This is a genomic window from Ruegeria sp. BA2, from assembly GCF_056539605.1.
Map to the genome: position 1 here is coordinate 413,849 of NZ_JBQFVE010000004.1, position 13,740 is coordinate 427,588.

16 protein-coding genes are annotated in these 13,740 nt (G+C 58.6%); 5 read left to right on the forward strand and 11 right to left on the reverse strand.

Annotated features, from left to right (window positions below; all coding sequences use genetic code 11):
• Position 1: 1 nt before the first annotated feature.
• Entirely contained in the window at positions 2–694 is a 693-nt protein-coding gene (modB, locus tag ACR0NN_RS12145; protein ID WP_170721906.1) for a molybdate ABC transporter permease subunit, read from the forward strand.
• Positions 691–1,782, forward strand: a complete 1,092-nt coding sequence (modC, locus tag ACR0NN_RS12150; protein ID WP_170721904.1) for a molybdenum ABC transporter ATP-binding protein — start codon at positions 691–693, stop codon at positions 1,780–1,782. The genes modB and modC overlap by 4 nt, the downstream gene beginning before the upstream one ends.
• Positions 1,783–1,785: 3 nt before the next feature.
• Here modC and ACR0NN_RS12155 read toward each other — a convergent pair whose 3' ends face one another.
• Together ACR0NN_RS12155 and ACR0NN_RS12160 are read right to left on the reverse strand one after the other, a co-directional pair.
• The gene (locus ACR0NN_RS12155) at positions 1,786–2,697 is read right to left on the reverse strand and encodes a Hint domain-containing protein (RefSeq protein WP_170721901.1); all 912 of its coding nucleotides are present in this window, start codon (positions 2,695–2,697) and stop codon (positions 1,786–1,788) included.
• 1 nt (position 2,698) lies between these two features.
• Positions 2,699–3,211, reverse strand: a complete 513-nt coding sequence (locus tag ACR0NN_RS12160; RefSeq protein ID WP_170721899.1) for a toxin-activating lysine-acyltransferase — start codon at positions 3,209–3,211, stop codon at positions 2,699–2,701.
• 175 nt (positions 3,212–3,386) lie between these two features.
• Here ACR0NN_RS12160 and ACR0NN_RS12165 point away from each other — a divergent pair, with 175 nt between their 5' ends.
• Positions 3,387–3,797, forward strand: a complete 411-nt coding sequence (locus ACR0NN_RS12165) for a hypothetical protein (protein WP_170721896.1) — start codon at positions 3,387–3,389, stop codon at positions 3,795–3,797.
• A 3-nt stretch (positions 3,798–3,800) separates the two neighbouring features.
• On the opposite strand, the gene hemF is transcribed toward ACR0NN_RS12165, so the two are convergent.
• Genes hemF through clpS form a run of 4 tightly spaced genes read right to left on the reverse strand, consistent with a single transcriptional unit; the run spans position 3,801 to position 6,857 of the window.
• Positions 3,801–4,685: an oxygen-dependent coproporphyrinogen oxidase gene (hemF, locus tag ACR0NN_RS12170; RefSeq protein ID WP_170721894.1), complete on the reverse strand. Its 885-nt coding sequence runs from the start codon at positions 4,683–4,685 to the stop codon at positions 3,801–3,803.
• 5 nt (positions 4,686–4,690) lie between these two features.
• Positions 4,691–5,491, reverse strand: a complete 801-nt coding sequence (locus ACR0NN_RS12175) for an SDR family oxidoreductase (RefSeq protein WP_170721891.1) — start codon at positions 5,489–5,491, stop codon at positions 4,691–4,693.
• A 37-nt stretch (positions 5,492–5,528) separates the two neighbouring features.
• Positions 5,529–6,491 (reverse strand): class I SAM-dependent methyltransferase, encoded by a 963-nt coding sequence (locus ACR0NN_RS12180; protein WP_170721889.1) that lies wholly within the window; start codon positions 6,489–6,491, stop codon positions 5,529–5,531.
• A gap of 24 nt (positions 6,492–6,515) precedes the next feature.
• The gene (clpS, locus tag ACR0NN_RS12185) at positions 6,516–6,857 is read right to left on the reverse strand and encodes an ATP-dependent Clp protease adapter ClpS (protein WP_170721888.1); all 342 of its coding nucleotides are present in this window, start codon (positions 6,855–6,857) and stop codon (positions 6,516–6,518) included.
• Positions 6,858–6,951: 94 nt separating this feature from the next.
• Between clpS and ACR0NN_RS12190 the strand changes: the two genes are divergently transcribed.
• Together ACR0NN_RS12190 and ACR0NN_RS12195 are read left to right on the forward strand one after the other, a co-directional pair.
• Positions 6,952–7,653, forward strand: a complete 702-nt coding sequence (locus ACR0NN_RS12190) for an HAD family hydrolase (RefSeq protein ID WP_480684761.1) — start codon at positions 6,952–6,954, stop codon at positions 7,651–7,653.
• Positions 7,654–7,934: 281 nt separating this feature from the next.
• Complete coding sequence (locus ACR0NN_RS12195) at positions 7,935–9,302, forward strand: serine hydrolase (protein ID WP_170687229.1); 1,368 nt, start codon at positions 7,935–7,937, stop codon at positions 9,300–9,302.
• A gap of 66 nt (positions 9,303–9,368) precedes the next feature.
• On the opposite strand, the gene ACR0NN_RS12200 is transcribed toward ACR0NN_RS12195, so the two are convergent.
• The 5 genes from ACR0NN_RS12200 to ACR0NN_RS12220 form a co-directional block, all read right to left on the reverse strand.
• Positions 9,369–10,616 (reverse strand): hypothetical protein, encoded by a 1,248-nt coding sequence (locus ACR0NN_RS12200; RefSeq protein ID WP_170687228.1) that lies wholly within the window; start codon positions 10,614–10,616, stop codon positions 9,369–9,371.
• Between the two features lie 130 nt (positions 10,617–10,746).
• Positions 10,747–11,508, reverse strand: coding sequence for a 5-oxoprolinase subunit PxpA (locus ACR0NN_RS12205; RefSeq protein ID WP_170721886.1), 762 nt, complete (start codon positions 11,506–11,508; stop codon positions 10,747–10,749).
• A gap of 12 nt (positions 11,509–11,520) precedes the next feature.
• Positions 11,521–12,516, reverse strand: coding sequence for a 5-oxoprolinase subunit C family protein (locus ACR0NN_RS12210; RefSeq protein WP_170721885.1), 996 nt, complete (start codon positions 12,514–12,516; stop codon positions 11,521–11,523).
• On the reverse strand, positions 12,513–13,262 hold the full coding sequence (locus tag ACR0NN_RS12215; protein ID WP_170721884.1) for a 5-oxoprolinase subunit B family protein: 750 nt from the start codon (positions 13,260–13,262) through the stop codon (positions 12,513–12,515). Before ACR0NN_RS12215 ends, ACR0NN_RS12210 begins: the two co-directional genes overlap by 4 nt.
• A gap of 287 nt (positions 13,263–13,549) precedes the next feature.
• On the reverse strand, positions 13,550–13,740 hold a 191-nt coding region (locus ACR0NN_RS12220; RefSeq protein ID WP_480684765.1), incomplete at its 5' end, for a hypothetical protein.

Here is a 13,740-nt window from a genome sequence, read left to right on the forward strand (position 1 = left end):
CATGGGCTGGTTGGGACCCGCCGAGATTGAGGCGCTGCGCCTGTCGCTGCGGGTTTCGTTCTGGGCGACGCTGATCACGTTGCCCTTGGGGATATTTGTTGCCTATGCGTTGGCGCGCTGGCGATTTCCGGGGTGGCAGGTTCTGAACGGTCTGGTGCATCTGCCGCTGATCCTGCCTCCGGTGGTGACAGGTTATCTGCTGCTGATGACCTTTGGCATTCAGGGGCCGTTGGGCGGGCCCTTGGCTGAGCTTGGCATCGTCTTTGCGTTTCGCTGGACAGGGGCGGCCTTGGCCGCCGGGATCATGGCCTTTCCGCTGATGGTGCGTGCAATCCGGCTGTCGATCGAAGCGGTTGACCCGAAGCTGGAGCAAGCCGGGGCCACACTGGGTGCATCGCGTTTGATGGTCTTCGGGACCGTGACATTGCCGATGATCCTGCCCGGTGTCATTGCTGGCGCGATCCTGGCTTTCGCCAAAGCGATGGGAGAGTTCGGGGCGACGATCACCTTTGTCTCGAACATTCCCGGCCAGACGCAGACGCTGCCATCGGCCGTTTACGCGTTTCTGCAGGTGCCGGGCGGAGAGGCGGCGGCCACACGGTTGGTCATCATTTCGATCATCATCGCAATGGGCGCACTTTTGCTGTCGGAATATGTGGGCCGCCGCGTCGCCAGCCGGGTGGCCGGGTCATGAGCCTGTCAGTCCGCCTGCAACACCAACTGCCCGGGATCGGGTTGGATCTGGATTTTGACGCCCCATCGGGTGTGACAGTGCTGTTCGGGCGGTCGGGCTCGGGCAAGACAACCGTCGTAAACGCTGTGGCCGGGTTGCTGCGGCCCGAGGCCGGACGCGTCGCAGTGGACGACTGGACCTTGTTCGATACCGAACAGGGCGTATGGCTGCCGCCGCATCGCAGGCGTCTGGGGTATATCTTTCAGGAAGGTCGTTTGTTCCCACATCTGACCGTGCGCCAGAATCTGAACTATGGCCGCTGGTTCGCCCCACGTGGATCGCAGCGCGAGAATCCGGAACGGGTGATCGACATGCTGGGTATCGGCCAACTGCTGGATCGCCGCCCTGCGCTTCTGTCGGGGGGTGAAAAGCAACGTGTTGCGATTGGTCGCGCATTGCTTGCCAGTCCACGCCTGATCCTTGCAGATGAGCCTTTGGCGGCGCTGGATGATGCGCGAAAGGCAGAAATCCTGCCCTATTTTGAACGGCTGCGGGATGAGGTTTCGGTTCCGATCCTCTATGTCACCCATTCGGCGGCTGAGGTCGCGCGGTTGGCGACCTCGGTTGTCGCCCTTCAGGATGGTCGGGTTCTACGACATGGCCCTGCTTCGGACGTTTTGGCGGACCCGTCGGTTGCCCCTGCGGGGGTGCGCGCTGTGGGGGCTGTGCTGCGGGTTCGTGTCGCGGTGCATCACGATGATGGTCTGTCCGAGCTGGACGCGGGTGGAGCACGGTTATTCCTGCCGCGCATTTCTCATCAAATTGGTGAAGAACTGCGGATTCGCATTCCTGCGCAAGAGGTGATCTTGTCCAACAAACCGCCCGAGGGGCTTTCGGCTCTGAATGTGCTTTCCGGTCAGGTTGAGGCAATCCGCGCCGGTGAGGGCCCGGGCGCCATCGTGTCGGTCAAGACAACTGCGGGAGTTGTTCTGGCGCGGGTGACGCGGCGCTCCGTCGCTGCGTTGGGATTGCAACAGGGCGGCACGTGTTATGCAGTGATCAAGACTGTCGCACTGGCACCGCAGGATGTTGGGGGTCTGGTCGTTTAGCCTTTAGGCAAGCGCGCGTGCCTCATGCTCGCGCAGGATCAGACGTGCGGCATGACCGAAACCTGCGTGTTCGTCAGTTGGACGATCAGGGAATATTTCTGCGAGTTCCTGCAAGGCGCCAGAGGACAGCGTATAGAGGGTTTCTTCACCCAGAAACAGACTTTCCGCCTGTGCCCCTTCGGCGGTCAGAATTTCGTGCCGGTCCAGAAGAATGTGCAGATATTCGATGGGTTCGTCCCGGGTATCAATGTCGATGCCGGGCCATGCACACAGGTGCTTGGCGGCGACCAATGCTTCGGGCGCGCCAAATAGCATTTCGACCTTGGGACCAGAAACCAGAATGCGATGCTGTTGCGAGACCAGCAGATCGCGAGAGGGGATACCCGGCCCTAGGCTGCCCGCCCTGAGGCGCACGGGGCGCATTGCCGGGTTGGCGCGCAATCGTTTAGGGCTGAGGCAGCTGCTTTCGATCCAGCGGATGGGTTGCATCCCGTGATCGGCTGTCAGCACCTCATCCCCGACGTGAAGGGATTCGATGGTCTGAGCGCCATCGCGGGTTTCGATCAGGGTGCCAGCGGTGAAGCAGACCCCTTCGATGGTGATTGTCACGTCGGCTGTTTGCGGGGCAACGCTAATGTCGAAGCCAAAAACGTTGACGACCGCATTCACTTCGACGGTGAAAGTATCTGTGACGATTTCGCCGTTATCCAGACTGTCAAAAAATGCAGGGTCAACCGTGTATGTCCATTCGCCAGTCGCAGGATCGATACTGGCGGTGCCATGATCCGGAGGTGTCTGGATCGACCAGTCTTGCGACACGATCGTCGCACCGCTTGTGATGTCCAGATCACCGGTCGCAACATTGGGTGGGTCACCTGTTACCGAGCCTGTTGTATCGCCGACGATCGAGACCATGTTACGACCCTTCCTGCCGGAGCGTCTGCGTAAACTCCTGCTTCTTATAAAGACGCATATGGACCTCACCGGCATCGTCACGCGTCCACTCGACAATCCGATTACGGGTCAGGTCGCTGTCCATTCGATTGGTGCGCACCCGGGGATGCGGGATGTCGCGTTTCAGCAGATCGACGATCTGGTTGGTCTGACCGAACGGTGCGACCATATCGATGATCCAGAAGGATGTGCCGCTGGTGAAATCGACGTCATTTAGCGGTTCTTCTTTCACCGCATAGCGATATTCGGCCTCAGAACTCAGCCCTGCAAATGTCACGAACCCGCGCGGAAAACCATTTTGCCGAAAGATATGATACTGCCCAAGTCGCAACGGCGTTTCAAAGGCATAGAGCACTTGACCCAAACTGCGATCCCGGTGGGTTTTGGTCAGCGCGGCAAGATAGAACAATGCACCAAAATCGGCGTATTTCTCGGGAGATAGGTCAAACCAGCCTTTGGGAAATGACGTCTGCACGGGCCACTCGGGAAACTGCTGCTATAGGGATCATAGCGTGCCTCATATTCAAATAAAGTGTTTTCATATCCGCGTGCATAACACGTGTTTTATCGGCGCAACTATTCCCCCGATAGGCTGCGTGCCCTAGGTTTAAATGTATGTGATGATCCATTTTCTAAAACGGGATGTGGCTATGCGAATTGGATTGATTTTGACTGCGGCAATGTTTGTTGCGACGACAGCTGGGGCTCAAGGTGTTGGTTTTGGCTATAAGCTGCGACCACAATTCAACACCCAGATCACGCCGCTGAAGGATGGCACCTATGAGGTGAAACCGGTGGGCGGGTCTTCGGCACCGGTTACCTATTGGTGCGGTATCGGAGATTATGCGGTCCGGACGCTGGGCGTATCGAACTCGCAGCGGATATATGTATCGAAGCCTTACGAGAAAGGGGTTCGGACGGTCCAGTTTTCGCTGACCCCGCCACCCGGTGCGGACACCAATCCGGGGTATTCTCTGACGGTCAATCGGGTCGGTGAGAACCTGTCTGCGGCTTCGGCGCAAAACTACTGCTTCGACAATTTCATCGATTTCGGTTTCTAGGCGTCAGACCCATTTGGCCAGGGGCGGGAGGCTCATCAGAACGGCATCGGGGTCGTGCCCGGTCTCAAGGCCGAACTTGGTGCCCCGGTCATAGACCAGGTTATATTCGGCATAGAGCCCGCGATGGATCAGTTGAATATCCTTGTCTGCGTCTGAGCAAGGCTGAACCCGTCGCTTTTCGACCAAAGGCAGAAAGGCAGGCAGGAACGCCCGCCCGATATCCTGCGTCAGGGCAAAGTCGGCCTGCCAGTCACCGGTGCAATAATCATCCATGAAAATCCCGCCGACACCACGCGCGCGTTTGCGGTGGGGGATATAGAAATACTCATCCGCCCAGTCTTTCAGGCGCGGGTAATGACCTGTCCCGTGCGGGTCCAGATGCGCCTTTTGGGTGGCGTGGAAATGAGCAGTGTCATCGTCATATTCGATGCAGGGGTTTAGGTCAGAACCACCGCCGAACCACCACGCATGTGGGGTCCAGAACATCCGCGTGTTCATGTGAACGGCAGGCACATGCGGGTTCTGCATATGCGCCACAAGGCTGATACCCGAGGCCCAGAACCGCGGGTCGTCCTTCATCCCGGGAATGCCTTTGCGCGCGGCCATCGCGTTTTGAGCGCGCTCGCCCAGTGTGCCGTAGACGGTCGAGACGTTAACGCCGACTTTCTCGAACACCCGGCCGCCGCGCATGACGGACATCAGACCTCCGCCCGCGTCAGAACCATCGTCAGAGTGGCGTTGCGTTTCTTTCACCTCAAACCGGCCGGGTTCAGCGTCGGCAAAGGGGCCGATTGAGTGGCTGTCTTCCAAAGCTTCAAAGGCGGTTACGATCTGGTCTCGCAATTGGCGGAACCAGGCAGAGGCGGCGGTCTTTTCGTTTTCGAACATGTGGGTCAATGGGCCGGTGCTGCGACGGGATCCAGCAGGGTGCGACCGCCGTCGATGGTCAGGATTTGACCCGTCATAAACCCTGCCGCGTCCGAGGCGAGGAACTGCGCGGTTTCGACCAGCTCGTTCGGGGCGGCGATACGCGCAAGCGGCGTGTGTTTCTCGATGTCATCGCGAAAATCGCGGTTTTCTTTCAGTGTGGATTGTAGCGATGCGCTCATCACCGACCCTAATGCGATCGAGTTCACGCGGATGCGGTTTGGAGCCAGAGCCACGGCCAGTGAACGCGTCATCTGATCCAGCGCAGCAGTCGATACGGAATAGGCCATCAGATCGGGATGCGTGCGCCGCGCCGCGATCGAGGATAGATTGATGATCGAACCAGCGGGGTTTTCATCATCCCCATCCGCCTGTTTGATCAAACGCTTGGCGACTAGCTGGCTTAGCCTCAGCGCGGGCATTAGGTTCTGGTTCAGCAATGTGCGCACCGAGTCGTCATCCGAATCCAGAGGGTCCGACTGAATCACCTGCCGCGCACCGTTGATCAGGATGTCGACCTGATCAAACGCATCCAGCGTCGCCGACAGCAGATTGGCGATGGTCAGCTTTTCGCGCAGGTCCCCTGCGAAATAGCGGATGTTGCTGTCATCGGCCTGCGCGCCCAGCTCGTCGGCAAGGCGCTTTTCGTCCATATCGGCGAACATGACATTGGCGCCTGCATCCGCAAAGTGCCGCCCGATGGCCAGGCCGATGCCATTGGCGCCGCCGGTGACGATTGCGGTCTTGCCCGCGATGGAAAAGGACATGCGAATCCTCCTGAGTTCTGGCGCAGGTTAGCGGGCCTCAGCCGTTAGGGCGAGAGGCATGGAAAACCTTGAACCGGTTGTTCCCTGCGACCTCTTCGACCTTGGTAAAGGCCTCGGCCAATGTGGCCTCGTAGGGCAGGTGACGATTGGCGACCATCCAAAGTTGGCCGTTGCGTGTGAGGTTGCGCGCGGCGCTTGTGATGAACCCCTGACCCAAGCCCGGGTCGGCGCTGCGCGAAGTGTGAAAAGGCGGGTTCATGACCACCATGTCCAGCGGCTCGGGCGCGGTCCATTTTGTGGCATCGGCCCAATGAAACTGTGCGCGTGGGTCGGGCACGTTAGCGCGGGCGCAGGTGAGGGCGGTGTGATCAGCCTCGACCAGATGTAGGCTGTGCAGTGTGTCGTGGATTAGGTTGGCCGCGAGATAACCCCACCCCGCGCCCAGATCTGCGATGCGCGCGCCGCGTTTTGCGGGCAGAGATTTCAGCAGTAGGGCGGAGGCCGGATCAATGCCGTCGGCAGAAAACACGCCGGGCGCGGTTTGGAAACCATCGACCATTTGGGTTTTGGGTGCGGCCCAGTCGGCAAAAGCATCCGCGTCGGATTGAAACCAGAAAATCTTGCCATGCGCCTTTGAGATTGGCCCTTCGATCGTAACGCGCTTGCGGATGTCCTTCAGCAGGCTGTCGACGCCATCGGTTTTGGCCCCGTCCACCACAACGGTTCCACGGGCACGAGCGCAGGCCTGATGAACCAGCGCGCGGGCCAAAGCCTTGGCGCGGGGCAGAAAGATGATGGCATTCTGACAAGGCGCATCGCTTTCAGGTGTCACACCAAAGCCCTGCGCAGCAAAATGGTCGTGAAACGGTTTGAAGGGCTGCACCACCTGTGTCTCAGGCGGCAGGGCTGACAAATCATGTTCCGGCGTCGGGGCTAGAACGCTTAGCGGTTGCGACAGGCTGAGCCCGCTGCTCAGGGCTAGATCAAGGCGAGGGGACATGGGCAAACCGGCAGCAGACGCGCGTTATTCTTCGCGTTCCATGGTGCATTGCAGCGGGTGCTGATGCCTGCGCGCGAAATCCATAACTTGCCCAACCTTGGTCTCGGCAATCTCGTGGCTGAACACGCCAACGACGGCCACGCCTTTCTTGTGCACCGTCAGCATGATCTCGAATGCCTGTGCGTGGGTCATGCCAAAGAAGCGTTCCAGCACATGCACTACAAACTCCATCGGTGTGTAATCATCATTCAGCAACAACACCTTATACATCGGTGGACGCTTGGTTTTTGGGCGTGTTTGCACAAGGATCGAGGTGTCGTCGTCCTGGTCGTCCTTATCCGACATGATCCACTGGCGTTCGTGCATGGCAGTATGAGAATCTCGATTAACACTTCGGTTTGTTTCCCGGCTTATATAACGTCACTGTGCCCGGAGAAAAGAGCTACGAGTCGGAATCGCAATGCAGGAGCAATTGACCACAATCGGGTTCGATGCCGATGACACGCTGTGGCACAACGAGCGGTTTTTCCAACTGACACAGGCGCATTTTGCCGAGCTGCTGGCTGACCATGCTGAGCGGGACCATCTGATGGAACGCCTCTTGGCCGCAGAAAAACGCAATATTCGGCACTATGGGTACGGGATCAAAGGGTTCACCCTGTCGATGATCGAGACCGCCATCGAAGTAACCGAGGACCGGGTTCCGGCGCAGGTGATCCGCCAGCTGATCGAGGCAGGGCAAGACATGTTGGCGCACCCGATTGAATTGCTTCCCCATGCCCGCGAAGCGATTGAGGCCGTGAACGGGACGCACCGGGTTTTGTTGATCACCAAAGGCGATCTGATCGATCAGGAGCGTAAATTGGCGCAATCTGGTCTCGGCGAATTGTTCGACGGGGTCGAGATCGTGTCCGAAAAAACCGCAGCGACCTATGCCGCGATTTTTGCCCAGCACGGGGACGGGCCTGAGGCGTCGATGATGGTTGGAAACTCGATGCGATCAGATGTGGTGGCCTCGATCGAGGCGGGGTGCTGGGGCGTACATGTGCCCCATGGTCTGGAGTGGGAGATTGAGCAGGCGGACACGCCGACCGACAATCCAAGGTACTGCGAACTGCGCGATCTGGGCGATCTGGCGGCTTTGGTCGCCCGAATTTCCTGACCTGTTGCTGTTTCACATCAGTTGCAAAAAATTCGGCAGCGCGGCTTGTCCGAATTTCGGCACATTCGCCGGTATGGTGCCTGTTCGATCAATATCCACCATATATAGCGTGCACTTGAGTGATAAGCCGATCCGCCCTCACACAGCTTTCAGTTTCTTTAAACGGGTCTCTGTGTTAGCCTGATGGATATCAAAATAAGAATTGCTGACCGGGAAAACCCGGCAGCGCGAGGCAGACAGAGGCAAAGATCGTGCAGATTCGGCGGACAGTTCCGGCCCGAATGGGCTTATTCCTTATAGCATTTCTGTGGCTGCTTTCTTTTGCGCCACTTCAGGGCATTGCGGCCCCTTACGCGGCCATGGTTATCGACGCGCGCACCGGTGAGGTGCTGCATTCGCGCAATGCTGACACGCGGTTGCATCCGGCATCCCTGACCAAAATGATGACGCTCTACATCGCGTTCGAAGCGGTGCGAAATGGTGAGATCACGTTGGACACGCAGGTGCGGATCACCAAGGCAGCGGCGGCTGAACCGCCATCCAAGCTGGGATTGCGCACCGGTCAGCGAATCGCGTTCCGTTATCTGATCCGGGCGGCGGCGGTGAAATCGGCCAATGACGCGGCAACTGCCATCGGGATCACACTCAGCGGCTCCGAGGCGGCGTTTGCGCGCCGCATGACCCGCACTGCCAAAGCGATGGGGATGAGCCGGACAACCTTTAAGAACGCGCATGGCCTGACCGAGTCGGGCCACTTGTCGACCGCGCGTGACATGACCACGCTGGGCCGTCACCTGCTGTATGACTATCCGCAGTATTACAACCTGTTCTCACGCCAATCGACGCATGCCGGGATCAAGACAGTACCGAACACCAACCGCCGCCTGCTGGCCGCTTACAGAGGCGCAGACGGGATAAAGACGGGCTATACCCGCGCTGCTGGGTTCAATCTGGTCGCCTCGGCCAAGCGCAAAGATGAACGCATCATCGCCACGGTCTTTGGTGGTAAATCCGGCGCATCGCGCAATGCCCGCGTGGCCGAGCTTTTGGATATGGGTTTCCGCCGTGCCCCCTCGCGTGCGCCAATCCGCAAGCCAGCCCGTCCGGCATATGCCGGGAATGCGGGACTGGGTGCCGCTCAGGTCGCTCAGGCTGGCCCGCCGAAAACGAGCCTGCGGCCGGTGTTGCGGCCCGTGGCAGCTGCGACGGTTCAGGTTGCTGGATCGGTGGCTGCAACGGCTGAGAAGGATGAAACCCGGATACAAGATGGCATCGCCGCCGCGATTGCTGCTGCAGACATCGCGCCTTTGGACGGTACCGCACCCGCCTCAGAAGTGGTGCTGGCCTCGGTCGAGCCGGCCAAGCAGCCCGAGCCGGAGCCCGAGGTCGTCACGCGCCTGTCCACATCTGGTGGGCACCTTTGGGGTGTCAACGTGGGTCGCTATACCACGCGGTATGAGGCCGAGAAGGTATTGCTGAAAACAGCTTTGTCAGAGATGACCACTTTGGAAGGCACGTTGCGCAAGGTGAACCAAAGCTCGCGCGGGTTTGATGCAACCTTTCAGGGCATGACCCGCGAACAGGCCGATCTGGCCTGCCGCCGACTGCAAGCGCGTAACGTCACTTGTTTCATGATCGGGCCGTCATAAGACCCGACATTCTCTCCTGGATGGGCCTGGGCTGCGATGACCTCGCAGCCCATTTTTTATGTCCGATCAATCGAACACGTGACCGTGCTGATACTGTTCGTCCTGTCCGGCAGCGGCGGTCAGAGCGGCCACGTTATCTTTGGTGAAGAAGCCATCATAATGATGGCAGCGCTCGATATATTCAGTGATCAGAAGCGTATGCTTTGAATGCTTTGAGAAGATCTGTTTCAGGTTTGGATCGTCTTTGCATTCCCCGACCACATGGGCCAGGAAGGGCACGCCTTTATCCTTCAGTGTATTGACCACGAAATCGACGTTCTTTTCGCCCGCGGCATGATCCCCGTCCTGAATTTCAACTGCCATGTGGTGCAGGCGCCGTCCGAAATTGCGCACGAAATCCTCGGTCGGCATCGGAAGCTTGGCGAAGGAGTTTACGAAGGACGGCGTGTTGTTCGCAGTAAAGACCTTGGCAGGGGATTTCTTGTCGTCATCCACGTTGGCATTGCGGTTTACATTGGTCGATGAATTCATGTCGAAGATGTTGTAGGCGCCCCAAAAGTAATAGGGGACCATGGTCAGAAATTCGAGGATCGCATCCTCGCGCTCACCCGCAAGAACCCGTGTTGCGAGGTGATCGATGCCCAGCATCAGCGGAGAGATCTTGCTGTCTGCACCAAAGGCTGCAGCCTGATCCAGTCGGGCTTGTTCCGTATCGCTCAGCAACACTCGGTCGCCCAGCCCCAGACTATCGGTGTCGTTGAAATCATGCGTGGAATAGCCGACGCGGTTGCAGGTGAAATCCGACGGCGTGGTAAACCGGTATCCATCCAGCGTGTAGAATGGGTTTTCGGTGTCCCCTGAATATTCGAACCGGATATTCTGATCTTCCAGCGTTTCAGTCAGCGCGTTTAGATCGGTGGCCCCGTAGATCTCGCCCACATATCGTGTCTGAGGCGTGCTGCGCGCCAGCGGGTACATGCGATTGATGCGCGGGATGAAGTCTTCGAACGCCGGGCTGAGAGGGGCCATCAGGATCAGCGCCGGATAATCAGCGTGTGAATGCATCACCGCGAATTTGTGCGTCTGGCCCAGATAGCTGGCCGTGTGGCGATAGGGGGTCATCACGTAAAGCTCGACCAGAGTGTCGAACAGCGCGTCGGGTTCGACCTGAATGACAATCGCGCGCATCGCGCCGACCTGATCGGCAATGCCCGAACTGGTGCGACGATCGTAAATCCTGGGCAGGTATTCGGTAAAGAAGTCTGAATTCTTCTTGTCGCCTCTGGGTTCATAAGTCATCAGATCAAAAGACATTGGCGCACCTCCCTGTGCGGTATTGTGCAAATTTGTGGCAGTCAGAACATGCACTTGCCGTTCATGCTAGGCGCTTCGGCCTGCACGGGCAACAGTCTGCATTTGGGGTGTAAACCTGATGCAAAGATGGCTAGCGGATGAATTTCGTAACCTCGACACCGCCCTCGATCAGGTTCTCGCGTACGGAACGTGCGATCTGAACGGCCGTTGGGCCATCGCCATGCAGGCAGATCGTGTCGATTGAGGTTTCAAGCCGTTTGCCGGACTCGGTAATGATTGCGCCTTCTTTCACCATGTTCAGAATACGCGGCCCAGCCAGCGCGGGGTCATGAATGACCGCCCCCGGCAAGGATCGGTCCACCAGAGTGCCGTCGTCGTTATAGGCGCGATCGGCAAAGATCTCGCCCACCCATTTGCAGCCTAGGCCACGCACAGCCTCTTCCTGCTTGGTCACCGCAAGGACCATGATGATAATGTCGGGGTCCACGTCCAGTGCGCCTTGATAACAGGCCCGCGCCATGTCGATATCAACCGAGCACATATTGGCCAGCGCCCCGTGCAGTTTCAGGTGGCGAACTTCCGTCCCAACCGCCTTGGCCATGCCGATCGCTGATCCTAGCTGATAGCGTACCAGATTGCGCAAACTGTCATGGGGCACTTTCATGTTGCGACGCCCGAAGCCCTGCAGATCAGGGAAACCGGGATGCGCCCCGATGCCCACGCCATTCTCAGCCGCCAGAGCCATGGTCTGGACCATCACATCCGGGTCGCCAGCGTGAAAGCCACAGGCGATATTGGCCGATGTAATGATCTTGAGCAGACTTTCATCATCGCCCATCTTCCACGGGCCAAAGCTTTCGCCCATATCGGCGTTCAGGTCGACGTGAGGCATGTGCGGTTCTCCTTATTCAGTGGCTGAGATCATTCCACTGATCAATTGGTAGGACAGAAGATCGGGGATGTCATGGGGATCGCGCACCAGAGGTTCAACGTGGCTTGGCAGGCGGGCAAGGTCCGCATCAAATGCGGCTTGGAGCGTTGCGGCTTGTTCCAGCGAGACGAACTCGAACTGAACCTCACCACCCGACGGAGTCTGCGCCGCTCGGGGCAGATCACAGGGCAGGACGGTTGCAATGCGCGGATAGCCTCCGGTCGTCTGGCATTCGGGCAGCAGGATGAAGGGCGCTCCGGTACCGGTCATCTGGATGTCACCGGGGGTTATGACTTCGGACAGAATGTTCAGCTGGCCCCGCGCGGCGAACCCTTCGCCATCGCTGTCCAACTGCATGCCCATCCGATTGGCGCGCGCACCACGCCTGAACATGGTTTGGGTAAACCGCTTCAGGGTCTCGTCGTCGAACAGTTCAGTTTGAAAGCTGGCAACCACCCTTAGGACACCGCCCGAAAACCGATTGTCTGAGCGTAGTTTCAAACCGGTCTTTCCGGTTCCGTTCGCGGGCAAGTCATCGCCGGGCTGAACCGCGCGCCCGATCCGGGCAGTGAGATGCGCCGCGCGCGAACCCAGAGCGACCTCGGTCTGAATGCCGCCGCCCAGATGCAGATACCCATAGCTGCCCTGTAGAACCGATCCGATCACCAGCCGCTGCCCTGCCTCCATCTGATGCGAGGCATTCCACATCACCGGGCTGCCATCAACACTGGCCTGCATCGGCGCACCGGTCAGGGCGATGGCGGTCGGGGCGCTTGCCTCGAACTCACCACCCATCCCTGCCATTTCCAGCGCAGCGCTGGTTGGGGCGTTGCCCAGCAGCGCGGCCCCTTCGTGCAACGCCAGCACATCCGCCGCGCCGGAACGCGACAGGCCTTGGGCCAGATACCCGGTGCGCCCCTGATCCTGAATGGTGCAGGCGGGTCCGATGCGATGAACGGTTAGGGTCATGCCGTGATCTCCTCACAGCTGGCACCACCCGTCCCATCGGTGCAGCTTGCCTTAATCGCCTCCAATTCGTCGCGCGACACCGAAACGAACTGCATCTCATCACCGGGGTTGAGCGCAAAGCTTTGCTCCATATCAGGGCGAAAACATCGAAACGCGGTTTGCCCGACATGCCGCCAGCCGGTTGGTGTGGGCCCCGAGAACAGAACGAATTGCGATATGGCCAGAACCAAGGCGCCTTCGGGCACCATTGGCGTCAGCTCTTTCAGGCGCGGGATGTTAAACTCCGGCCCCAACGGCCCGAGATAGGGTTGCCCCGGTGCAAACCCGATGGTCAGAACGCGAACGCGCGATTGGCTGAGACGCGCGATCGCTTCTGCCGAGTCCAGTCCGGCCGTTGCTGCTGCATCCTCCAACTGTGGCGCAAGATCGGTGCCATAGACTGTCGGCACCTTCCAAAAGCGCCGCCCGACAGGCAATTGTGCGCTATGCCAATCACGGCTTTCCATCAGAGCGCGTATTTGCTGTTCAATATCCTGATGCGACAGCTGCGATGGATTGAACCTGATATAGGCAGAGGCCAGCGAGGCTGAAGTCTCAAGCACCCCATCTATCTGTTGCGCTTCAATGGCCCCCCGAAACGCCAAAGCCGCGCGGTTCGATGGCTCAGACATGGTCTGCGCAAAGGTGACAAGAAGGCCGTCATATCCGACGGTCCGCACCAAGGGGAACTGAGGTTCAGTCATCATGTCACTACACGAGCCTATTGCTTGTTCTGTGCGGAGACCTGAGCCCATCCACACGGAATGCGCAAGGCCTTGTCTTCGGACGGTTGCTGTTCGCGGATTACACTGCGCTTCGCGCGAATCTTGGGCCTAAAGTGAATCGGTTTTGCTTCTTCGAGTCGGATCAGTCTTGTGGGCATCTAAGAGACTCTCACTATATATAGGGGTATAACCGATGCGCTTCGGACTTGGTAAAGGTTGCCCCCAGCGTTTGGCTTCTATTTTCGGTAGCTTTCCAAGGAGTTAGTGCATTATAAGTAATTGATATAAATAAGAAAAACACTGCCCCCCATTTTTTCTTTGTTTTCTTGAATTTTCTGCTTGCGGATATGATTGGTTATACTTAGAACGCCCTTCACCGGCGCTGCTGAGGCGGTTGCTGGGGTCGCTGAGACGGCCTGACGGACTGGAAAGACGGTTGGACGCATCGGAGAGACGGTGG

What these genes read in the sequence shown, in the direction of transcription:
- modB (WP_170721906.1), top strand. Translation starts at nt 2, where the DNA reads ATGGGCTGGTTGGGACCCGCCGAGATTGAGGCGCTGCGCCTGTCGCTG.
- modC (WP_170721904.1), top strand. Translation starts at nt 691, where the DNA reads ATGAGCCTGTCAGTCCGCCTGCAACACCAACTGCCCGGGATCGGGTTG.
- ACR0NN_RS12155 (WP_170721901.1), bottom strand. Translation starts at nt 2,697, where the DNA reads ATGGTCTCGATCGTCGGCGATACAACAGGCTCGGTAACAGGTGACCCA.
- ACR0NN_RS12165 (WP_170721896.1), top strand. Translation starts at nt 3,387, where the DNA reads ATGCGAATTGGATTGATTTTGACTGCGGCAATGTTTGTTGCGACGACA.
- hemF (WP_170721894.1), bottom strand. Translation starts at nt 4,685, where the DNA reads ATGTTCGAAAACGAAAAGACCGCCGCCTCTGCCTGGTTCCGCCAATTG.
- ACR0NN_RS12175 (WP_170721891.1), bottom strand. Translation starts at nt 5,491, where the DNA reads ATGTCCTTTTCCATCGCGGGCAAGACCGCAATCGTCACCGGCGGCGCC.
- ACR0NN_RS12180 (WP_170721889.1), bottom strand. Translation starts at nt 6,491, where the DNA reads ATGTCCCCTCGCCTTGATCTAGCCCTGAGCAGCGGGCTCAGCCTGTCG.
- clpS (WP_170721888.1), bottom strand. Translation starts at nt 6,857, where the DNA reads ATGCACGAACGCCAGTGGATCATGTCGGATAAGGACGACCAGGACGAC.
- ACR0NN_RS12190 (WP_480684761.1), top strand. Translation starts at nt 6,952, where the DNA reads ATGCAGGAGCAATTGACCACAATCGGGTTCGATGCCGATGACACGCTG.
- ACR0NN_RS12195 (WP_170687229.1), top strand. Translation starts at nt 7,935, where the DNA reads ATGGGCTTATTCCTTATAGCATTTCTGTGGCTGCTTTCTTTTGCGCCA.
- ACR0NN_RS12200 (WP_170687228.1), bottom strand. Translation starts at nt 10,616, where the DNA reads ATGTCTTTTGATCTGATGACTTATGAACCCAGAGGCGACAAGAAGAAT.
- ACR0NN_RS12205 (WP_170721886.1), bottom strand. Translation starts at nt 11,508, where the DNA reads ATGCCTCACGTCGACCTGAACGCCGATATGGGCGAAAGCTTTGGCCCG.
- ACR0NN_RS12210 (WP_170721885.1), bottom strand. Translation starts at nt 12,516, where the DNA reads ATGACCCTAACCGTTCATCGCATCGGACCCGCCTGCACCATTCAGGAT.
- ACR0NN_RS12215 (WP_170721884.1), bottom strand. Translation starts at nt 13,262, where the DNA reads ATGATGACTGAACCTCAGTTCCCCTTGGTGCGGACCGTCGGATATGAC.